The sequence below is a fragment of the Ruegeria sp. genome (assembly GCF_965243365.1).
GTDB lineage: Bacteria > Pseudomonadota > Alphaproteobacteria > Rhodobacterales > Rhodobacteraceae > Ruegeria.
The window spans coordinates 3,339,506-3,361,062 of the sequence record NZ_CBDEUW010000002.1; the positions used below are offsets into that span (position 1 = coordinate 3,339,506).

Annotated in this window: 24 protein-coding genes and 1 other RNA gene; 7 read left to right on the top strand and 18 right to left on the bottom strand. The window is 56.9% G+C overall.

The genetic code is table 11. The annotated features are described in order from the left end of the window. The first annotated feature begins 75 nt into the window (after positions 1-75). Complete coding sequence (mnmA, locus tag ACP0GE_RS20350; RefSeq protein WP_424833703.1) at positions 76-1,221, top strand: tRNA 2-thiouridine(34) synthase MnmA; 1,146 nt, start codon at positions 76-78, stop codon at positions 1,219-1,221. On the opposite strand, the gene ACP0GE_RS20355 is transcribed toward mnmA, so the two are convergent. The 18 genes from ACP0GE_RS20355 to ACP0GE_RS20440 form a co-directional block, all read right to left on the bottom strand. Continuing rightward, complete coding sequence (locus ACP0GE_RS20355) at positions 1,218-1,799, bottom strand: hypothetical protein (RefSeq protein WP_424833704.1); 582 nt, start codon at positions 1,797-1,799, stop codon at positions 1,218-1,220. The genes mnmA and ACP0GE_RS20355 overlap by 4 nt on opposite strands. Continuing rightward, a complete protein-coding gene (lpxB, locus tag ACP0GE_RS20360; RefSeq protein ID WP_424833705.1) occupies positions 1,799-2,956 on the bottom strand; it encodes a lipid-A-disaccharide synthase in 1,158 nt (385 codons plus the stop codon). The genes ACP0GE_RS20355 and lpxB overlap by 1 nt, the downstream gene beginning before the upstream one ends. Then, positions 2,956-3,750, bottom strand: coding sequence for an LpxI family protein (locus tag ACP0GE_RS20365; protein ID WP_424833706.1), 795 nt, complete (start codon positions 3,748-3,750; stop codon positions 2,956-2,958). Before ACP0GE_RS20365 ends, lpxB begins: the two co-directional genes overlap by 1 nt. Positions 3,751-3,754: 4 nt before the next feature. Continuing rightward, a complete protein-coding gene (gene lpxA / locus ACP0GE_RS20370) occupies positions 3,755-4,540 on the bottom strand; it encodes an acyl-ACP--UDP-N-acetylglucosamine O-acyltransferase (RefSeq protein ID WP_424833707.1) in 786 nt (261 codons plus the stop codon). Then, entirely contained in the window at positions 4,537-5,010 is a 474-nt protein-coding gene (fabZ, locus tag ACP0GE_RS20375) for a 3-hydroxyacyl-ACP dehydratase FabZ (RefSeq protein ID WP_424833708.1), read from the bottom strand. Before fabZ ends, lpxA begins: the two co-directional genes overlap by 4 nt. A 72-nt stretch (positions 5,011-5,082) precedes the next feature. Then, positions 5,083-5,649: an OmpH family outer membrane protein gene (locus ACP0GE_RS20380; RefSeq protein WP_424833709.1), complete on the bottom strand. Its 567-nt coding sequence runs from the start codon at positions 5,647-5,649 to the stop codon at positions 5,083-5,085. 24 nt (positions 5,650-5,673) lie between these two features. Continuing rightward, the gene (bamA, locus tag ACP0GE_RS20385) at positions 5,674-8,034 is read right to left on the bottom strand and encodes an outer membrane protein assembly factor BamA (RefSeq protein ID WP_424833710.1); all 2,361 of its coding nucleotides are present in this window, start codon (positions 8,032-8,034) and stop codon (positions 5,674-5,676) included. Positions 8,035-8,162: 128 nt separating this feature from the next. Further along, positions 8,163-8,306: a hypothetical protein gene (locus ACP0GE_RS20390; RefSeq protein ID WP_424833711.1), complete on the bottom strand. Its 144-nt coding sequence runs from the start codon at positions 8,304-8,306 to the stop codon at positions 8,163-8,165. Positions 8,307-8,381: 75 nt separating this feature from the next. Next, positions 8,382-9,734 carry an RIP metalloprotease RseP gene (gene rseP, locus ACP0GE_RS20395; protein WP_424833880.1) on the bottom strand — a complete coding sequence of 451 codons (1,353 nt, stop codon included), beginning with the start codon at positions 9,732-9,734 and terminating at the stop codon, positions 8,382-8,384. Between the two features lie 4 nt (positions 9,735-9,738). Next, positions 9,739-10,911 carry a 1-deoxy-D-xylulose-5-phosphate reductoisomerase gene (gene dxr / locus ACP0GE_RS20400; RefSeq protein WP_424833712.1) on the bottom strand — a complete coding sequence of 391 codons (1,173 nt, stop codon included), beginning with the start codon at positions 10,909-10,911 and terminating at the stop codon, positions 9,739-9,741. Beyond that, positions 10,911-11,693 carry a phosphatidate cytidylyltransferase gene (locus tag ACP0GE_RS20405; RefSeq protein ID WP_424833713.1) on the bottom strand — a complete coding sequence of 261 codons (783 nt, stop codon included), beginning with the start codon at positions 11,691-11,693 and terminating at the stop codon, positions 10,911-10,913. Before ACP0GE_RS20405 ends, dxr begins: the two co-directional genes overlap by 1 nt. After that, positions 11,690-12,421, bottom strand: coding sequence for an isoprenyl transferase (locus ACP0GE_RS20410; RefSeq protein WP_424833714.1), 732 nt, complete (start codon positions 12,419-12,421; stop codon positions 11,690-11,692). The genes ACP0GE_RS20405 and ACP0GE_RS20410 overlap by 4 nt, the downstream gene beginning before the upstream one ends. Before the next feature lie 9 nt (positions 12,422-12,430). Then, entirely contained in the window at positions 12,431-12,994 is a 564-nt protein-coding gene (gene frr, locus ACP0GE_RS20415; protein ID WP_424833715.1) for a ribosome recycling factor, read from the bottom strand. Between the two features lie 184 nt (positions 12,995-13,178). After that, a complete protein-coding gene (gene acuI / locus ACP0GE_RS20420) occupies positions 13,179-14,174 on the bottom strand; it encodes an acryloyl-CoA reductase (protein WP_424833716.1) in 996 nt (331 codons plus the stop codon). 86 nt (positions 14,175-14,260) lie between these two features. Next, positions 14,261-15,355: a dimethylsulfoniopropionate demethylase gene (locus tag ACP0GE_RS20425; protein WP_424833717.1), complete on the bottom strand. Its 1,095-nt coding sequence runs from the start codon at positions 15,353-15,355 to the stop codon at positions 14,261-14,263. A 1-nt stretch (position 15,356) separates the two neighbouring features. Continuing rightward, positions 15,357-15,884: a DinB family protein gene (locus tag ACP0GE_RS20430; protein WP_424833718.1), complete on the bottom strand. Its 528-nt coding sequence runs from the start codon at positions 15,882-15,884 to the stop codon at positions 15,357-15,359. Continuing rightward, the gene (locus ACP0GE_RS20435) at positions 15,884-16,588 is read right to left on the bottom strand and encodes a DUF1326 domain-containing protein (protein ID WP_424833719.1); all 705 of its coding nucleotides are present in this window, start codon (positions 16,586-16,588) and stop codon (positions 15,884-15,886) included. The genes ACP0GE_RS20430 and ACP0GE_RS20435 overlap by 1 nt, the downstream gene beginning before the upstream one ends. 4 nt (positions 16,589-16,592) lie before the next feature. Beyond that, positions 16,593-17,384: a DUF2182 domain-containing protein gene (locus tag ACP0GE_RS20440; RefSeq protein ID WP_424833720.1), complete on the bottom strand. Its 792-nt coding sequence runs from the start codon at positions 17,382-17,384 to the stop codon at positions 16,593-16,595. Positions 17,385-17,473: 89 nt separating this feature from the next. Here ACP0GE_RS20440 and ACP0GE_RS20445 point away from each other — a divergent pair, with 89 nt between their 5' ends. From ACP0GE_RS20445 to ACP0GE_RS20470, 6 genes are all read left to right on the top strand, one after another. Then, the gene (locus ACP0GE_RS20445) at positions 17,474-18,205 is read left to right on the top strand and encodes a FadR/GntR family transcriptional regulator (protein WP_424833721.1); all 732 of its coding nucleotides are present in this window, start codon (positions 17,474-17,476) and stop codon (positions 18,203-18,205) included. A gap of 13 nt (positions 18,206-18,218) precedes the next feature. Continuing rightward, entirely contained in the window at positions 18,219-18,581 is a 363-nt protein-coding gene (locus ACP0GE_RS20450; RefSeq protein WP_424833722.1) for a DUF4345 family protein, read from the top strand. Positions 18,582-18,617: 36 nt separating this feature from the next. Continuing rightward, positions 18,618-18,965, top strand: a transfer-messenger RNA (tmRNA) gene (gene ssrA / locus ACP0GE_RS20455). A 99-nt stretch (positions 18,966-19,064) separates the two neighbouring features. Continuing rightward, positions 19,065-19,496 (top strand): ester cyclase, encoded by a 432-nt coding sequence (locus ACP0GE_RS20460; protein ID WP_424833723.1) that lies wholly within the window; start codon positions 19,065-19,067, stop codon positions 19,494-19,496. A 266-nt stretch (positions 19,497-19,762) separates the two neighbouring features. Continuing rightward, on the top strand, positions 19,763-21,010 hold the full coding sequence (chrA, locus tag ACP0GE_RS20465) for a chromate efflux transporter (RefSeq protein WP_424833724.1): 1,248 nt from the start codon (positions 19,763-19,765) through the stop codon (positions 21,008-21,010). 76 nt (positions 21,011-21,086) lie between these two features. Beyond that, on the top strand, positions 21,087-21,551 hold the full coding sequence (locus tag ACP0GE_RS20470) for an SspB family protein (protein ID WP_424833725.1): 465 nt from the start codon (positions 21,087-21,089) through the stop codon (positions 21,549-21,551). Positions 21,552-21,557: the final 6 nt, after the last annotated feature.

Here is a 21,557-nt window from a genome sequence, read left to right on the forward strand (position 1 = left end):
GAAACCGCCCCTTGAGAGTGTGTAGAATTTTCCTATATTCTGCCGGTCTTTCTTAACCCGGAACGGAACCCGCCCATGGCCCTCGATACCGAGACCCCGCTGAACTCGCTTGGCTTTGCCAAACCGCCTTCGGAAACGCGGGTGGTCGTGGCCATGTCCGGTGGTGTCGACAGTTCCGTCGTGGCGGCTTATCTGGCGGATCAGGGCTATGACGTGGTGGGCGTGACACTTCAGTTGTATGACCACGGCGCGGCGCTGGCCAAGAAAGGGGCCTGTTGCGCCGGGATCGATATCCACGACGCGCGGCGTGTGGCCGAAGAACGCGGTTTTCCGCATTACGTTCTGGATTATGAGAACATCTTCAAAGACGCAGTCATCGACGAGTTCGCCGACAGCTATCTGGCGGGCGCGACCCCGGTGCCTTGTATCCGTTGCAATGAACGGGTGAAGTTCAAGGACCTGTTGGAAACTGCCAAGGATCTTGAGGCCGATTGCATGGCGACCGGTCACTATATCCAGCGCAAGATGGGTTCGAATGGCCCGGAATTGCACAGTGCCGAAGACGCCAACCGCGATCAGTCTTATTTCCTGTTCTCGACCACGCCGGAACAGTTGGACTTCCTGCGCTTTCCTCTTGGCCACCTGCCCTCGAAGGACGCCACCCGTGAGATGGCGGCGCAGTACGGTCTGGCCGTGGCCGACAAGCCCGACAGTCAGGATATCTGTTTCGTGCCCGATGGCAACTATGCCAGCGTGATCGAAAAGCTGCGCCCTGGTGCCGCCGAACCGGGCGAGATCGTTCACGCCGACGGCCGTGTTCTGGCGCAGCATGATGGCGTGATCCATTACACCATCGGCCAACGTCGTGGCCTTGGCATCGGCGGTCTGAGCGAGCCGCTCTATGTGGTCAAGCTGGACGTGGACAAGAAGCAGGTCGTCGTTGGGCCGAAAGAGATGCTGGCAACTCGTGTCGTCCCCGTGCGCGAGATCAACTGGCTGGGCGACGAACCCTTTACCTCGCAAAAGGAATGGCATCTGTCGGTCAAGGTCCGGTCAACCCGCCCGCCGCGTGAGGCGATCATTCGTCCGCTGTCGGAAACCACTGCCGAGGTCGAGTTGCTGACACCTGAAGAAGGAATTTCTCCGGGTCAGGCTTGTGTGTTCTATGCAAATGAGGGCAGCCGCATCTTTGGCGGTGGCTGGATCTGGCGCGGGTATTAAATCGCGTCCGTCCAGGAATTGCTCAGGATATAAAGACCCGCGCAGATCATCACAAACGGGACAAGCCGTTCGAGCCGCTGCGCAACGCCACCGGTCATAAAGCTGGCTCGGCTGCCCAGAAGCCCAAGCAACGCAAGTCCGAACGCAGCACAGACAGCGCCAACCACGCCGGCCGCGCGGTAGCTTGGCGCCGAATCCGCCAGCAACGGTGCCAAGACCGCGAAAGTATCCATCGACAGGCTGATGAACAGCATCATGGTGACAAGCATTGATGCACTTGCAGCCACGCGCGGGCCGTCCTCGGACTGTCGCCCACGTATCTGACGAACCACCCCAACAATCCCGAGGGTCAGAGGGATCACGCCCAGATATCCGGCCCAGTGCGGCACCACATCATCGACCCCAAGGGCCAACAGTAGCGCGGCGCAGATAACGATCAGTTGGGCCAGCAGGAACCCCAACACGGCGCGGCGTGGGCCGGACACCATCATTAATGCCAGCAGAGCCGCCAGATTATCGAGGTTGGTCAGCACCTGCGCCATGAAAGCCGACGCCGCAAAGACAACGTGATCCAGCATCAGGCGTGCATCCGTTCCAATACTGCACGGGCCGCCCGCAATCCCGGGGCTTCTCCCCCACGCCCCAAACGTTCCATGGTCACGGTCATGGCTTCCCGCTGCGCATCTGGATTTTCCGCCACTTGCGCAAGCGCTGCGGCAATTTTCTCAGGTCGGCAGTCATTCAACAGACATTCCGGCACCGCGCGTGTTTCGGACACCAGATTGACCAGTGTGACTGTGTCCAGCTTGACCATCCGCTGCGCGATCTGGTGCGTTAGCCAGTTCAGGTTGTAGGCGATCACCATTGGGGTCGCCTGTGCGGCCAACTCCAGCGAGACGGTACCGGACGCCGCCAGCGACAGGTCTGCAGCCGCAAAAGCGGCGCGTTTCTGCGCTTGCGCCTGATCCGAGGGCAGTTTGCGCGGGTCCACGACCACCGGGGTGCCGGGCCAGTTTTTAATATGTTCAGAAACCGCATCGACCATATGCGCGACCGCAGGAACAACCACACGCATCGACGGGCGATCTTTGAGGAACAAAGATAGCGCCTCGCCAAAGACCGGCGCAAGCCGGTCAACCTCTCCGCGGCGAGAACCCGGCAGGGCCAATAGCAAAGGGGCGTCTCCCAAACCGTAACCGGCCCGGAACGCAGAGATATCCTGATCTGAGGCAATGGGTTCATTGACAACCGGATGGCCTACGAAATCGCATTCCATGCCCGCGCGTTCCATAAAGGGTGGCTCGAAGGGCAACAGGGCCAGAACATGGTCGATAACCTTGGCCATTTTGTCCGCCCGGCCCGGACGCCAGGCCCAGACCGAGGGCGCCACGTAATGAACTGTGCGTGTGTCACCGGATGCCTTTACCAGTTTGGCCACACGCAGAGAAAAATCCGGGCTGTCGATGGTGATCAGCACATCCGGCTTCGTATCCAGCACAGCCTGTGCCGTTTCAGCGATGCGGCGTTTGAGGTGAAAGAACTTGGGTAAAACCTCGACCAGCCCCATGACACTGAGTTCTGACATCGGAAAGCGACTGGTCAGCCCTTGCGCCTGCATCAAAGGACCACCGACCCCATCAAACTCCACATCGGGGTCAAGGGTCTTCAACCCTTCCATCAGCGCGCCACCCAATCGGTCGCCCGAAGGTTCCCCGGCGACCAGAAAGACGCGCATCAGACCGCCCGCTCGCGCACAGTCAGAAACAGGCCGAGGCGGTTACACTCCTCGATGACGCGATCCTGTTGAAGAACCAGAACACCACCTTTTTCAACAACGATTCCAGACAAACCTGCTGCCACCGCACCGGATACCGTATCGGGGCCAATTGCGGGCATGTCTGCGCGCCGGTCCTGATCGGGCTTCGGGCCTTTGAACAGAACCCCCCCACCCGCATCAGGGCGCTGAGACAAAGACTGCAGCATCCAGGCGGTTCCAAAGATACTTTCGATGGCAAGAGCCTGCCCCTTCAGAACGACACAGGCCTGCCCAATGTCCGCGACACCCATCGCGCGCAGAATACCGACAGCCCGGTCCGCGTCGGACAGGTCGGTCTCGGACGGGGTGGCTTCGGTCAGACAGCCAATCGGCGGCAGAAGGTTGGGCGCGATGTCATGTGCGGCGTGAACAGACAGGCCGGACTCTTCAAAGATGCCTATCACAGCCCGCAAGGCACCATCATCGCCCGACAATATTGCCTGTTGCAGGATCGGAACCAAAGGCATCGTTGCGGCATCTATCCGCGCGGGATCAACAACGGGGCGTCGCACAGCGCCCGCCATACAAATCCCTGTCACTCCACGTTTTTTAAGGTCAGCAATGAAACTGCCCAATTGTTCCAGCGGGAATACAATATCCGGCGTCAGGCGGTCCGGCTCGAACCCTTCCAACGCGCAAACCAAAGGTCGTTCCTGCAATGATGCGACCACCTCATCCGGCAACGCTCCGGTGCCTGCGATCAGCGCCAGCATCGGCTCATTTTCCCGGAGTCAGAAATGACCGGTCCGTTTCGCCGGTTACAAACTCGACGATCTGGCGGACATATTCGCTGTCTGCGTCGTCACCAAGACGCCTGGCACGGTCCATAAACGTGCCCTCGCCTTCGGACAATTCCTTGAATGCAGCCCGCAAGGCAGAGATATCCGCCCGCGTCACACCCCGGCGCTTCAGACCAACCAGGTTGAGCCCATCCAATTCGCCGCGCGGAGCCTGAACCAGACCATATGGGATGACATCTTTCGCCACCATGGTCAGAGCGCCAATGATGGCCCCCTGCCCAACCCGAACCCACTGATGCAGGCCGGAGATACCACCAACGATCACGTCGTCCTCGACAACGCAATGCCCCGCCGCACCGGCATGGTTCACCATGATCACGCGGTTGCCGATCTGGACATCATGCGCCACATGAACGCCCGCCATCAGCAGACAATCATCGCCAATTCGAGTCACGCCGCCGCCACCCTCGGTACCGGTGTTCACGGTGACATGTTCACGGATACGGTTGCGCTTGCCGATCTCCAGTCGCGTATTTTCACCGCCGAACTTCAGGTCTTGTGGGATTTCCCCGATGACAGAAAAGTTAAAGATCACACTGTCGTCACCGATCGACGTATCGCCCGTTACAACCACATGCGATTTCAGCTCGACCCGGTCCCCAAGGCACACCTGTGGCCCGACATAGCAAAACGGACCGATCCGGCAATCCTGCCCGATCTGCGCACCGTCTTCGATGATCGCGCTAGGGTGGATATCGCTCATGTCGTTTTTTCCATGTCCCAATCGACATAGGCAGAAAATTCCGCTTCGGCTGCCACTTCGCCTTCGACGGTCGCGCGACCGCTGAACTTGAAGATCTTTCCGCCCTTTTTGCCACGCACGGTTTCGACATGCATCTCTAACACATCGCCGGGAATAACCTTGCGGCGGAACTTACACTTGTCGATATTCATGAAGTAGATCAACAGCTCACTGTCGATCACATCCATTCCGACGCCCAGCATAACACCCGCGGTCTGAGCCATAGCTTCGACAATTGTGACGCCCGGCATGATCGGTGTACCCGGGAAGTGGCCTTGAAAATGCGGCTCGTTCATAGTGACATTCTTGATGCCAACTGCGGATTGATACCCGTCGATATCTACGACCTTATCGACCAGAAGAAACGGGTAGCGATGTGGAAGAATGCGCTGGATCAACTGAATGTCGGCACTCTTGGTTTCCGTTGTCATTGTGCTGATGTCCCGTTCTGAATGTCTCTGCTCAGCGTGGTTAGCAATACCGGCTCGTAAGGGCAAGCAGCGCTATTCGCTACGCTCGTTCTCAAGCGCCTTGCCGTCGCCAATCACTGTGTTGATCCGTTCGATGGCAACATCGGTGATGTCCGAACTATCGGCGCTGAGGAATACGCTGGACCGTTCGATAATGATCGATGCGCCGGTCTCTCGCATCAGCTCGACAAGCACGGGCTGCGCCATTTCAACAAAGATGGCGCGCGCCTCTTCACTGCGTCTGGCCAAAGCATCCAGTTTGGCCCGCTGACTTTCTCGATGAGTTTGAACCTTTTCCTCGAAGGCCTCCGCCAGAGGGCGGAACTCTTCCGCTGACAACTCTGCCCGCTTGTCAGTCAGTTCCTTCTCTTCCTTGCTAAGAGCGTCGATGATGCGTTCGTTCTCGGCAGACAGTAGCTCACTTTCTACTTCGATCTCTCGAAACACGCGCTGACCAAATGCCGAACCGGTAAACAGCCTTTCGCGCGAGATCGTCAATACCCCGGACTGCGGGACGCCCAGTTGTTGGGCCTCGGCCAAGCCGGCACATCCAAGGGCCAGAAAAACACACAGGGCCCGGATCGGGCCCTGCAGTTTCATTGTCCATTTCATATTCATACAGCCCTAGAACTGCGCCTGAATGGTCAGGTCGAAGTTCTGTTCCTTGTCAAAGGACTCTTTTTTCAGAGCCTGCGAGAAGTTGAAACGCAATGGTCCAAACGGTGTGTCCCACAGAACCGAAACTCCGACAACATGGCGGATGGACCCATTGGCGCCTACGATGTTCGCCCCGGCCGTATCCACATTGTTGACGTTGTAAAGGTTGCCAACGTCATAGAACACACCGCCGCGCAGACCCAATTCCTCTGGCAAGCCAAGCGGGAAATCCGACTCGAAACGGGCCACCCAGTAATAGTTGCCCCCAATTGCGTCGTCGTCACCACCTGACAAGTCGCGTGGCCCCAAACCGGCCGGTTCGAAGCCGCGGAACGTGTTCGGGCCCAGAACAAAGCGGTCCAGTGTCCGGCTAAACCCGTCACCTGTCCAATTCAAAGCACCCAGTTCGAGTGTCGCGCGCAGGACAACTTCCTCATTCAGCACACGTTGCTGAGCAATCGCGCGGGCGGTCGTCTTGATATATTCGCTGTCGCCACCGATCCCTGCAGCATCGATATTGGCCTCCAGAAGAACACCGGCATTCGGATTCAAACCACCCAACCGGCTGTCATAGACATAAGACAGGCCAATTGAGCTGGCGACACGTTCGCCTTGTGCAATTTCCGAAGAAATCACTGCCCCGCTCGTCTGACCGCTTTGCTGTGTCATTTCGCTACGGTTCCAGCCATACCGCAGACGCAGCGACGACAACTCGCCGATGGCGTAACTCAGTTGCGGGTTGAAGAACACGCTCTTGGTATCAAAGCTGGCAAAGCTTGAGTTCGTGCTTGCGAGACCCACCCCCAGATCAAACCGCAACTTGCGGCCTAGCAAATAGGGTTCGCTGAAGTTGATCACATATTGTTCGGAATCCTGGGCGGTCGACAACGTAACACCAAGGTTCTGACCGCGCCCAAGGAAGTTGGACTCGTTCAGGCCAATCGCGATCCCGAAACCATCGGAGATCGAGTAGCTACCACCCAGAGCAAGCGAACCGGTCGGCTGCTCTTCAACATCCACGTCCACGATAACCTGGCTTGCGGTTGACCCTTCGCGGGTTTCAACATCTGCGACCGAGAAGAATCCCAACGCGCGAATACGCTCGGCACTCTGCCGGATCTCGCGAGGGTTAAAGGGATCACCCTCGACTGTATCGAATTGACGACGGATGACCTGATCCAGTGTTGTAGTATTCCCCTCGATATCGATCCGTTCGACAAAGATACGGGGCCCGCGCGTTAGAACGAACTGAACGTCCAGAGTAAGGTTGCGCTCGTTCCGGGTAACCCGAGGCTCGACGCGCAGGAAATCCACACCTTGCTTGATTCCCAAACGCTCCTGCCGAGCAATCGAGTTCTCAATCAAAGTCGGCGAATAGACAACGCCCGGCTTGATTTTCAGCGCCTTTTGGTAGTCCGCCGCATCTACGCCGGGGATCTCGCTAACTGTCGTGATCTGACCAAATTTGAACTGCTGACCTTCGGTGATATTCATCACCAGAAAGAACGCGTCCCTTTCGCGGGTCAGCTCCACATTGGCGCTGTTGATACGGAAGTCAGCATACCCACGTGATAGATAGAAATCGCGCAGAACCTGCTTGTCGAATTCAATCCGATCCGCAATGAACGTATCCCCTCGCAGGAATGTCCGGAGGAAGTTGGCCTGCTTGGTCTCCAAAACACGGCGCAAGCGGCGGTCGGAATATGCTCGGTTGCCGACGAAACTGACACGCTCAATCTCAATCGTCGTGCCTTCGGCGACTTCGAAAACCAGATCGACACGGTTGTCGCTGCGGCGGATAATGCGCGGGATCACTGTTGCGGCGATCCGGCCCTGCGCCGAATACACCTCGGCGATCAGATCAGCATCAGCTTCGGCCATCTGCGGCGTGAACACACGGCGGGGCTGAGATTCGATCACATCCAGAAGCAAATCGTCCTTTACGCGGCGATTCCCCTCGATGCTGATTTGGTTAATGGTTGGATATTCCTCGACCTCGATAACCAGGGTGCTGCCGCGCGGCGTCAGCTCGACTGTCTCAAAAACGCCACTGTCAAGCAAACGCTGGAAGGCATCATTCAATTGCCCTGCCGTCACGGTTTGCCCCGGTTCGATTCCCGTCCGCGCGATGATTGTCGAGGTTTCGATCCGCCGATTTCCCTCAACCTGGAAGTTGGTGATCGTGTAAGTCTGTGCCTCAGCCGGCTTAGGAAGCGCCGTTAAACTCAACGCAGCAAAGAGGAAAAGAACCGCTAGTGCTTGCCACAAAATCTTGCCTTGCGACCAAATTAAGCCGCAGGATGTGCCCGTGCCTCTGCTGTCAGTCATGTTTTTTTCTACCCAGAAATTTGAGACTTTAGACGTTGAGTAGCCGGTCGGAGCCGTCTTGTCAAAAGACGAAACCGCGCGGATGCGTATTGATTAACGCACTCAACAGTCCAACAATTTCAGGAGAATCACAGGCCTACGAAATACGCGCCAATTGCCATTGCAAATGCGGTCACAGCAAAGCTGAGCAACAAGTGCCAGTTCAACAGGAACAGCACGGTGAAGCCTTTATATGAATCTTGCAATGCCTTGGTCATAACGACTGATCCCATTCGTAAGGTCTCACTTGAACCCTACCCGCGAATTGGGGCGATTTTTGGTCACAACATTGCCGCACTCGCCTTAATTCAGCAAAATAGATCGTTGCTAACCGAAAACAGCATCAGCGACAGAATCAGGGTAATACCGATGCCCATCAGAACACGCAGCGCCTTGTCGCTGGGTGGTTTGCCCGCAACAGCCTCGTAAGCATAGAACACAAGATGTCCCCCATCCAGCGCCGGAATTGGGAACAGATTCAGCAGCCCCACGGCTGTGGACAGGACTGCAATGAAGAAAATGAAGTTCTGCGCCCCCTGGCTCGCCATCGCACCCGAGGTCTCTGCGATTCCGATGGGTCCCGAAATATTACACGTGCTGATCGCCCCGGTGATCATGTGCCACATACCCGAAAGCGATCCCTCGATGATGCGAACAGTTTGACGCGCACCGCCTTTGAAGGAATCCCAAAGACCGGCAGGAACGGTTGCAGGCTCCAGCATCATGCCGCCAACGATACCAATGCGCCAATGGGTGACAAAACCGCCGTCCGATTGCGGCTCATCCGTTCGACGCGGGGCCAAGGCAAATTCTAAATCAACCCCGTCGCGCCATACGTTCAACAACAATGGCCGTCCATCTGAACTTTCGACAAATTCCTTAAGCTGTGCAAAAGCAAATATCGGCTCGCCATCAACCGCAGTGATGACGTCCCCGGCCTTCAGCTGGATATCCATGGCCGCACTGCGCGGCGAAACTTGTTGAATCAACGGCGGAAACAGCCATGGCGCAGGCACTTCAATGGTCTCGCCGTCGCGAACGACTGTATAGTCGAGCTCTGGTTCAACGGGCAAAGATCTGGTGAACTCGCGCCATGTTGTCTGGTCGTCAAAATCCGGTGTCGCGATGCCCGCTATGGCAACGATCTCGTCCCCGTCCTGCAGGCCCTGAACGGTACCGGGAAGTGGGTTCAACGATCCGACGGTCAGAGGTTCACGTGACACGCCCTGCGACCAGAAAATCAACCCAAAGACCACAATAGACATAATGAAATTGAACACCGGTCCGGCTGCGACAGTCGCAGTCCGTGCCCACAAAGGGGCACCGTGCATGGTGCGCCGCAGCTCCTCGGGGCTTTGCTCGGTAATCTCCTCCATCGCGGTCTCGTCTTTTCCGGACGCCGCATTGGAGTCACCCATGAACTTTACATAGCCCCCCAACGGCAAAAGCGCGACTTGCCAGCGAGTGCCGCGTTTGTCCATGCGACTCCACAAAACAGGGCCGAAGCCGATCGAAAACACCTCGGCATGAATGCCGGACCAGCGTCCAACGATGTAATGGCCGTATTCGTGCACGGCCACGATAACAGACAGAGCAACGACAAAGGCCAGCACCGTATACAGCACACCGCCGAATTGGGGAATCAGTGAGAATATGTCCAAAACTTTATCCTGCTCGTTCAAGTACGGCTTCATCGACCCACTTACGTGCCAGATGGTCCGTTTGCAGCACGTTATCAAGGGTCAAAGCGGCGTCAATAAGGCCGTCAGAGGTGTCAAATCTGTCCAGAACCGACGCCACCATATCGGCCATGTCCAGAAAGCCTGCGCGACGTGCGATGAAGTGATCCAGCGCGCGTTCCTTCGCGGCATTGAAAACCGCGCCGGATAGCCCGCCTCTCGCCATAACTTCTCGCGCCAGGCGTAACGCCGGATAGCGCGCCTCATCCGGGGCGACAAAGCGCAGTTGCCCAAGTGCTGCGAGGTTTAGCCGGGGAACAGGTAAGTCCAACCGGTCCGGCCAATGCAGTGCATAACCGATAGCGTGGCGCATATCCGGGGCGCCGAGGTGACCCAGAACCGCACCATCGCGAAATCCAACCAATGCGTGAACGATAGATTCCGGGTGCACCAGAACCTCAATCTTATCCGGATGAATGCCAAAGAACTCTTTTGTTTCGATAACTTCCAACGCCTTGTTGAACATCGAGGCGCTGTCAATCGTGATCCGCTGACCCATGTCCCAATTGGGGTGGCTTGAGGCTTGCTCGACCGTTGCATTGGCCAGATCGGCCAGCGGCCAATCCCGAAACGCGCCACCACTGGCGGTGATGATGATCCGCTCAACCGCGCCCATGTCCTCGCCGACCAAGGCCTGAAACACCGCTGAGTGTTCGCTGTCCACCGGCAACAGGCGCGCGCCATGCTTTCGCGCGGTTTCCAAAACCAACGGTCCGGCGCAGACAAGCGTCTCTTTATTGGCCAGAGCCAAGGTCGCCCCCTGCTCTAGCGCCGCAATGCCGGGTGCCAGGCCAGCCGACCCAACAATCGCTGACATAACCCAATCAGCGGGCCGCTTTGCAGCCTCGATCAAAGCCTCTTGCCCGGCTGCGGCCTGAACTTCCGTCCCTTCCAACGCGGTGCGAAGATCATCCAGGCGGTCGTCATAGGCCGTCACTGCGACATCTGCCTTCAACCGGCGCGCGTCATGCGCCAGTTGCGCGATATTTGCGCCGCCGGTTAAGGCCACAACATCATAAGCACTCGGATTTCGCGCGATCAGGTCAATTGTGTTCTGCCCGATCGAACCGGTCGCGCCAAAGATCGATACTTTGCGCATCACATCCCTCCGGGTGCGTAAATCAGCCCTGCCAGCAGAACAAACAAAGACGCACCCATCATACCATCAAACCGGTCCAGAAAGCCCCCATGACCCGGGATGAGGTTAGAACTGTCCTTGACCCCGAACCTTCGCTTTGTGGCGCTTTCCACGATATCGCCCGCCTGACTGGCCATCGACGCCAGCACAGAGACAAGAACGAAAGGCACCCCGAACCCTGCGTGAACAGCAAACGCCGCCCCAACCAAAGCCGCAGCAACCCAGCCCCCGGCCGTACCGGACCATGTCTTCTTGGGGCTCACACGTGGCCAGAACTTTGGCCCGCCAACCGCCTTTCCGACGAAATACCCGGCGACATCCGTGGCCACGACCACCGAAATCAGCCACACCATCCAGCCAAAACCCATGTTTTCACGGATCGAGATAAATCCCAGCCCCGACGCGGCAATCCAGAACGCAAACAGCACATAAATGCCTTTGTCTCGATTAACCTGACCTGCCCCGACAAGGGCCGGCGCCAGCAGAATCGGCAGTTTATACAAAGGTGGAAGATGGTAACTGAGAACGACTGCAACGCCCGTCAGAATACCCAGTTGAATGGCCACACCATTCCGCTGCGGATCGATCATGCGTACCAGTTCCCAGGTCATCAAACCACAAGCCGCAGCAATGAACGCTTCGAACCATAGTCCACCCAGCCAAACCTCAACTGCGCCGATAAGGACCAGAACTGCGGCAGATAAAACCCTGGTCGTCAGATCGGACCATCGGCCGTCGCTCATGCCGGAACCGCTCCAAACCGCCGGTCACGCGCGCCAAAGCTGCGGCATAAGCGTTCCAGTTCGGCTGCGGTGAAATCCGGCCATAGAGTATCAATGAACTCGTACTCGGAATAAGCAGATTGCCAGAGTAGGAAATTTGAAATGCGCGCTTCTCCACTGGTGCGAATGACCAGGTCGGGATCAGGTAAAACCCGCGTATCCAGGTATTTAGGCAGGGTTTCCTCATCCACGTCTTCAGGGCGTAACTTCCCTTCGGCCACATCCCGGGCAAGACGTTTAGTGGCGCGCGCCACCTCATCCCGACCGCCATAGTTCAGCGCGACGGTCAGGTGCACAAGATCATTGTTCTGTGTTGCCCGTTCCAGGCTATCCATCAACTCTGTCAGCTTTGAATCCAACCGAACCCGGTCACCGATAAACCGAACACGGATACCGTTGTCCTTAAGCGTTTGAGCCTCTTTCGTGATGTACCGCCGAAACAGGCTCATCAATCCGGCAACTTCGGCCTGCGTGCGCTTCCAGTTTTCAGTCGAAAAGGCGAAAACCGTCAGATATTTGATCCCCAACCCCGGGCAAGCCTCGACCACCTCGCGCACGCGCCGCGCGCCTGCATGATGGCCGAACAACCGGGGTCGCCCCCGCGCCTGCGCCCACCGGCCGTTACCGTCCATGATAATAGCCACGTGCCTAGGGCCAACAGCCAGTGTTTTATGAGGATCGTTGAGCATATCGGCGGATCAGACCTGCATAATCTCGGATTGTTTGGTCTCAAGCGCGTCATCGACGGCCTTGATCATCGCATCGGTCAAATCCTGCACCTCGGATTCCCAAAGCTTCTGGTCATCCTCGGACATGCCGTCAGCCTTCGCCTTTTTGATCTGGTCCATTCCGTCCCGTCGCACATTGCGGATGGAAACCCGCGCGCTTTCTGCATACTGCCCGGCAACCTTGCCCAGTTCACGACGGCGTTCTTCGTTCAGTTCAGGGATCGGCAACATGATGATCGTGCCATTCAGCTGAGGGTTGATCCCCAAGCCACTTTCCCGAATTGCCTTTTCCACCTTTCCGACCAGTGACTTATCCCACACATTTACAGTAACCATGCGCGGTTCCGGCACGTTCACTGTACCAACCTGATTGATCGGTGTCATCGAACCATAAGCGTCCACCATAACGGGTTCCAGCATCGAGGCCGACGCGCGTCCGGTCCGCAACGATGCAAATTCGGTCTTCAGATTGGCCATCGCGCCGTCCATGCGGCGTTTCAGATCGTCGGTGTCCAATTCAAAATCGTCAGACATTCTGCTCACTCCCCGTCTTCAGGTGCTGTTGGATGGGTCATAAGCCATCAGAAATGGGATGTATAGCAATCATGAGCAGGAATTGTGTCAATGGCCAGAGTTGTTTCCACTTCGGGCGCAAAAACCGTCAAAGCCGGAAACCGGCCATTTCCGCGAACAGCCGGTCTTCGGTCCGGAAAACAGATCAGCCGTTTACATCAACGACCACACGCCCTTTCACCTGCCCCTGCAGAATGTCTTCCCCTAACTTTGGCAGGTCCGACAGCGTTGCCGACTGTACCATCGCCTCAAGCTTCTCCATCGGCAGATCTGACGCGATGCGGTTCCAGGCGCGAACCCTGTTCTCAAAGGGCTGCATGACACTGTCGATCCCCAGCAGATTAACCCCCCGCAACAGGAACGGAATGACAGTTGCGGGAAGAGAGGCACCACCGGCCAGACCCACGGCCGCGACCGAGCAGCCATATTTCATCTGCCCCAATACGCGCGCCAGCATTGCGCCACCGACAGCATCCACACAACCCGCCCAAGCTTCACTTTCCAACGGACGTTTGGTGGTTTCGTTCAGCTCTTCGCGTTGCACAATGGTCGTGGCACCCAGCGATTTCAGATAGTCACCTGTCTCAGGGCGTCCTGTCACCGCAGCTACCTCGTACCCGAGGTTGGCCAATATCGCCGTCGCTACCGAACCAACACCACCGGCCGCGCCTGTCACCAAAACCGGTCCATGACCGGTCTGCAAACCATGATCCTCTAACGCCATAACGGCCAGCATGGCCGTAAAGCCCGCAGTGCCGACAGCCATCGCCTGCCGCGGGGTCAAACCTTCGGGCAACGGAACCAACCAATCCGCGCGCGCGTTTGCCTTTTGGGAATAACCGCCCCAATGGGCTTCACCAACGCGCCAACCTGTCAAAACCACTTTGTCGCCGGGTTTGTAACGGTCATCCGAAGACATCTCGATGGTGCCCGCATAGTCAATACCGGGGATATGGGGGTAACTGCGCACCAAGCCACCGCCTTTCGGGGACATGCACAAACCATCCTTGTAATTAACCGTGGAATACTCAACGGCAACGGTCACTTCGCCGGCTGGCAGATCATCCACAGAGATCTGACGAACAGCCGCACTAGCCAGACCACTTTCCTCATTTTTTTCAACAAGTAGCGCATTAAACATAATGTTTCTCCCACGCCGGGCGACCCATGGCCCGATTTCATCTTTTCCCAAATACTCCCGCCGGAGGCGATCCGACGGCGCTCGGCTCACCGCCAGAAATTTTCCTGCACTACGGCCCACCGCATCCCATGTTCTGTCATGACTTCAATCCGTGTGCCCGCGTCCCAATACGCGCGATCAACCATCCCGATAGCAACGTTCACTCCAAATTCAGGTGAATACGCGGCCGAAGCGATCTGGCCGACTTGCTGTCCCGAGGCCAGTAATTGCCACGAACCAGTGCACGGTCCGATATCACCTTCAATCACCATGGGCCGGATGATCCGAGGTGGCCCATTTTCTGCCTGCTCCGCCAAGGCCGTTTTGCCAATGTAATCCAGCGGTGAATTGCAGAATTTGGCCAAACCGCACTCATATGGTGTGTTTTCGCGCCGCATATCAGACCCGAAGCTGAGCAAACCGCTTTCAATCCGCTCAATCCCGTTTGGACAGCCCGCGCGCACTTTCAGATCTTGCCCATTGGCAAACAAGCTGTCCCACAGCGGCATGCCATAGTCGGACCCATCGACGTAAATCTCGAACCCGCCCTGTTTCGACCAGCCGGACCGCGCAACCAAAAACTCTTTATCTTCGAAACGTAAACGTTTGTACCGGAAGAATTTAATATCCCGAACGTCTTCTCCGAATACCCGCGCCATAAGCTCATCCGCTTTTGGTCCCTGAACGGCCAGGGGCGAAACGTCCGGTTCGGAAACTTCAACATCCAGACCCAGAGCAACCGCAATCCCCAGCGCAAACTGCCAAAGATCACCGTCTGCCACCGAAAGCCAGTAGTGGTCATCAGACAGCTTGATAGCGACCGGGTCGTTCAGCATTCCGCCATTCTGGTCTACAACCGGCACGTAATAGCACTGATCCGCCTGCATCCTGTCCAGATCTCGCGGGCTGAGCATCTTCATCAGCCGCAATGCGTCCGGACCCTTGATCTGTACCTGCCGCTCGCACGAGACATCCCACACCTGAACATGCTGCTTCAAATGAGCTGCATCTGCTTCGACACTTTCAAAGAAAGTGGCCAACAGCATGTGGTTATAAACCGTGTACCCGCCGACCCCTGCGGCCTCGACCCCGGGCGTAAACGGGGTTTTTCGAACACGGCGATTGGGCGCGATGACCGCCATTTCAGAATTCCTCGGGTAAAAAGACGATATCACTGACAGGCGCTTCAGAGCCGGTCTCGGTCAGCATTTGATGTAGTTGGCCGCGATGATGCGTCTCGTGATTGAACATGTGGATCACACATTGCGCGTAAGGCTTTGTAACATCGCCCTCTTTCGTGGCTGAGTACCATGTGAAATCCCCGGTCAATGGACCGTCACCCAGGGTCTCGGCCCATTCTGCAATGCGCGCATCAATCTTGGATCTCAAGGGCATCCACTCAGACATGTCGGCGCAGAGAAACGCGCTTTCATGTATTCCGCCGCCCGCCCTGTGCGGGTTGGCCTCGGGGCCTGGGCCCTTGTCAAAGCGGGACATCCAGATCCAATCCCCCCAGAGAAGATGGTTGGCAGTCCCAAGAATTGTCCCAAAGAATGCACCACGCTCTTTCGTTAACTCTTCTTGCGACAGCGCTTGAAGGAAACCGGTTAACTGACTGTTCTGCCATCGGTTATAGCGCGTCATTTCGCGGGCATATGCGCCTGTAATCATCACTTCGGTCCGTGCCAGTCAATGGGGCAGATTTCAGCCGATTTTCCGCCAAAGTCCCACACACGCCCATAGTCGCGCACCTTGGACTTAGTGCCCCGCGCCACGATGATATCCGGCCCCATCCAGTATTTCGAATTCGAAACCATAACCGGATGCTCGGGGTCCTTGCCTGCCAGCATCTCGATCTCACCCTGAATCTTGCGACCAATCACGATACGACGTTTGTTGCCGTCCCGTTCAATCTGGACCGGAGCGCGCTCGGCCCCGATGATCTCACTCACCAGCATGGTGAACAGACCGGTTGTGCCGCCCGCCTGACCGCTGAAGATTTGCAACAGCCCGTTATAGGCCTTGCCGCTGGCGCGCTCGTCTACATAAGCGGCGACTTTCCACTGTCCCTCGCCCATGCGGCCCGGAATATCGACCAGAAGACCCACTTTCAGGCCGGACAGGTCTTCGCCCTCGTAATGGCCTTCGTCGATGATGACACCCATCCAGGCGTGGCAATGCCCCTCGGTCGGGGGGTGCGCGCCAAGCGATACGACGCAGGGGCAAAACACGTCGCAAGAGCAGTTCAGGATCAGCTCACCCTTGATGGCCCAATCCGTCGGGCTCATCTCGCGTCGCTTTGGGTTGGGCATCCGGCTGTCTATGCGCTGGCTGATGGGCAACCTGTCCGCATCGGGTTTCTTGTTTTTTGCCATCAGGTTATCCTCCAAAGATAAAAGGGTAGACAAGCAAAGCGATACCGCCCGCGATCAATACAAAGCCCATCGGACGCGTGACCACATGACCGATCTGGGGCAGTTTCTCCAACACCATGAAAAGGGTCGCCAGGCCCATCCACAGCAAGCTCATGACGCCGCCGACAAATCCAAGCGCCATGAAGCCCCAGCAGCACCCGACACAGAACGCGCCCAATCCAAGGCCCATGCGCACACCGCCAGCAAAGCCGGTTTTCCAATGGCCGAGAAAATAGGTCATCGGAGCGTGACAGACGCCGTGGCAGACCTCTTTGGTGCGTGAGAACTGAAAGGCGCCAACCGCAATCAGCAGACCTGCCGCCAGATAAGGAGACTTGGCGATGCCCAGCATGTCGACCGCTCCGCCGAACAGCAGTGCCAGCTGCGCGCCAGTTATCAGCGCCGCGAACCCGACCCAGACCACAAAATATCCAAGTAGAACGCCCAGCCAACCTGATCGTGTACCATTGGCACTGCGGATCAGGTCATCGTAGCTGCGCAATGTCGGCACCAAGGTTGGCAACATCATCGCGGCCATCATGATCGCCCACATCCAGAACAGCGGCCCGAACTCTGCCATTGGCATGTACATGTCCATTCGCGGGTCCATCGCGGCCATGGCTTGCCCCATTGGACCCGGCCGGCCAGTCCAGTCCAGATCCATTTCGCGGCTCATCGAAACCATCATCCACCACGACCAAAGGATCGCGATGTAAAATCCCAGCCAAAGACCCGAACGTATGAGGGCGCGACTCACTTGAACCTCCCGACTCATCTCCCTTGCTTTTCAAATGTCAGACTTTTAAATGTCAGACAAATAAAAACGCACTTCGGACCCAAACGAAAATGAAAATCGACCCGCAGAGCCCTGCCGACCTGTCCGCCCAGATCGCGCAGGCGATCCGTGATGCCATCATTTCAGGGCAACTAATTGTCGACGAACGCCTGCCGTCAGAGGCTGAATTGGCCGAGCAGTTCCAAGTGTCGCGCCCAACTGTTCGTGAAGCCCTGAAAAGGCTTGCCGCGCAATCGCTGATCCGCACGCAGCGCGGCGCAACGGGCGGCGCCTTTGTCAACCGGCTGAGCTTTCCCGATGCTTATTCCCAGCAGATCACCACCTCGACCCTGCTTTTGTCAATGAACGCTGTCAGTTTCGATACTGCATGTGAGGCACGCTATGCCCTGGAAAGAGCGTGCGCGCCCTTGGCGGCCGAACGTCGGACAGCAGATCAACTCGCCTCGATGCGGGCAGAAATATTCCGGCAGTCGCAGCCCGGCCTGACCGATGAAGCTTTCTGCGCATCGGACGTGGCCTTTCACCGCGCATTGGTGGACGGCGCCGGTAATCCCGTCCTGTCCTACCAACTGGCCGGAGCGGTTGAGGCCATGCAGCCGCTGATGAACATGATCACCTTTTCTGAAAGGTCACGGGAAGAGATCATCACCCTCCATTCAAAGATTGCCGATGCCTTGGACGCCCATGATGCGGCAACGGTGGACGCAGCCCTGTTTGAACTTGAGTCATATACGCGTCAATTGGCGCGAGATGTGGCTGAGAAACGCAAGAAAGCCGTTTGAAGGTAATAGGAAAATGACGACTGCATTAAACGCACTGGCTGCGATTTTGACGATAGGATTTGGACTGTTTGGCTTTCTGGCTCCGGCTTATACAGCCAATGCGCTGGACCTCGCCCCGACGACCAGCACCATGGGCCTGAGTGAGATGCGCGCCTCGGTCGGAGGTCTGTTTGTCGTCACGGGCATCGCGGTTTTGTGGCTGAACAACCCAACGGCCTACATGATGCTCGGAGTCGTTTACGCAGGCGCCGCGCTGGGTCGGTTCGTCTCGCTGGCGATCGACAATCCGCCCTTTGTCAAAGCGCTGACCTTTGGTGGAATCGAGTTGATCCTGGCGGTATGGCTGATACTCGCGAACATGAATAAAACCCCGTAACATATTGGAATTACTTGCTCGAGGCGATTACAATCTGAGTTTGCATCTGACCCCGCGCTCGCCTATATAAGAAATGTCCTTCGGGACTATGGACATAAACGCGCTCGTAATAAGCGGATCGGACCCGGGGGCGGTACCCGGCGGCTCCACCAACCATCCTTCGTTTGGGGATTTTGGGGCCGAAACAGGATCGACGAACGTCTAAAGGGGTTAGCTTTGTCTCGGCTGTCTGCCACCGTTATCGGCGAAACTAGTACAATTGCAAACGACAATCGTGCTCCGGTTGCAGTTGCTGCGTAAGCAGTAACAAGACCGAAACTTAAGCCCTTATACCTAGCCGTGTAAGGCGGGGTTCGCAGGTACCTGGCAACAGAAACCTGCATTTCCCCCATTATGCACGCATTTTTATCGGTGATTCACCACCTGTTCAGTCTTTGTTCACCAATGTCGGCCATCGTCCGCTGGACTGACAGGAGAACAAAGATGACAAATTCCGACAGGTTGCGTGCGTGGTATTCCGAGATTTGGGAAAAGGGGAATACGGATGCCATTGATCAGTTTTTTGCGCCCGACACGATGGCCGAGGGCCTGATCCCTGAAATGCAGGTCGGCGTGGATGATTTCCGCGATCTGGTCATGGCGTTTCGTCACGTTCTGGGTGAAATATCGGTCGAACTGCCCAAGGTGATCGAGAACGGGGATTGGGTGTCTGGCATTCTGCACGTTCGAACCTTTCGCGCCGACAATGGCGCCCCGCTGGAAGTCACCGGACAGGTCATGGCCCGCTTTAAGGGCGACAAAATGGTTGAGGCTTACAACCAGTTCGATTTCATTTCACTGTTCGAACAGTTGGGCCAGTTTCCGCAAGATACCCTACCCGTTTGTATGACCGGGCAGCGTCTGGATTGGGCTTGACACAAACCCAACAGAAGCTTGACCCATAGCGCCCGAACACATTAGCTGACCCACAGGGGGTAGGCTTGCGAACACCCCGTGAGGCGGCAGCCCAAGTTTCGCATGTATCCGAAGTGACGAAGGAAACATGCTATGGCTGCACCCAACGCTATGACCGCCAAACAAGTTGCTCGGCTGATCGGAACCACGCGCGCGCTAATCCTGATGAGCATGCGAACTGACCTTAATTTTCAGAACAAGTATGACCTCCCAGCGGGTTATGGGTCATGAATCCGTCGATACAGGAACTCATACGGGTTTTCGGCAGGATCGGATTGCTGTCATTCGGCGGGCCCGCTGCGCAAATTGCATTGATGCACCAGGAACTGGTCGAGCGGCGACCCTGGCTTGACGAACAAACCTATCTGCGCGCCCTGTCATTGTGCATGCTATTGCCAGGCCCCGAAGCGATGCAACTGGCCACCTACGCCGGTTGGCGGCTGCGGGGTGTTTTGGGCGGGCTGATCGCAGGCGGCCTGTTTGTCCTGCCAGGCGCTTTGATCATCGCGGTTCTTGTCGCGCTCTATGCCGCCTACGGGAACCTGCCTTTGGTTCAGGCCGCGTTTCTTGGCGTCAAGGCCACCGTAATAGCGATTGTTGTTCAGGCCGTGCGCAACCTCTCATGCAAAGCGCTGGTCGGTGCCGAGCCACGTGTGATCGCGGGATTGGCATTTCTGGCGATCTTTGCCCTGAACCTGCCCTTTCCCCTGATCATCGCCACGGCCGCCCTGTGGGGCTTTGCCACATCAAAGGAGCAGGCTGCGCCCGCGACGCCAACCCCCATCTCAGCACGCCCGATCAGGACGGCCGTGCTTTGGCTATCCCTTTGGTTGACCCCTTTGATCACTCTCAGCCTCACAGGGCAGGAATTGCTTGCCGATCTTGGCTGGTTCTTCGCCAAGCTGGCTGTTGTTACATTTGGCGGGGCCTATGCTGTCTTGGCCTACATGACGCAGACCGTGGTTGAAACCTATCAATGGGTCAGCACGGATCAGATGATCGATGCGCTGGGCTTAGCAGAAACCACTCCGGGGCCACTGATTCTGGTGACGCAGTTTGTTGCGATGCTCAGCGGTCAGATCGCCGGTGGCGCAAGTTTGGCGTTGGCAGCAGGGCTGGTCGCGCTTTGGGCGACCTTCGTGCCATGTTTTCTTTGGATTTTTCTGGCGGCCCCGTATCTGGATCGTATTTCCACACGTCCACGCCTGACCGCAGCGCTCAGGGGAATCACTGCGGCGGTGGTGGGCGTGATTCTCAACCTCTCGGTTTGGTTCGGGTTGAACGTGCTGTTTGATCAGGTGCCCGGTTGGAGCTGGGGACCAATTATCCTGCCGCTACCGGATCTGGCGACGTTGGATATTCACGCCCTTTTTCTGACCCTTGCTGCGGGGCTGTTGATTTTCCGCCTTAAATCCGGTTTAGCGACCACGCTGATCGCAATGGTTCTGGCCGGAATGTTGTTGCAGGTTTTGTAGTCAATACTCTCCAACACGGCCTTTCGTTTCCGTTCGAATCCCTTATGCTGAGATTAACCACTTTCGAGGATCAAATATGTCGCAAGACATCGACTATGGGACCCTGATGCACACGGCCATGCGCGGTCTGATCAAGACCGTTTTGACCGACGTATCAAAGAACGGCCTGCCCGGAGCCCACCATTTCTTTATCACCTTTGACACACGGCAAGATGGGGTCGAACTGGCGGATTGGCTGCGCCAGCGCTATCCGGATGAGATGACTATCGTCATGCAACACTGGTTCGAAAATCTAGAGGTCGGAGAGGATGGGTTTGCCATCACTCTGAACTTTGGCGATGCGCCCGAGCCTTTGTATATCCCCTATCTGGCGATCAAGACATTCGTTGATCCATCAGTCGAATTCGGCCTGCGTTTTGAAAGCACCGAGGACGAAGAAGAAGAGCCCCAGATTCACGAAGAGACGATCGAGGTCGAGCCCGAGGAAGAAGAACCTCATCACGATGCGGATGTTGTGTCGCTGGACAGTTTCCGCAAGTAAAGTCCC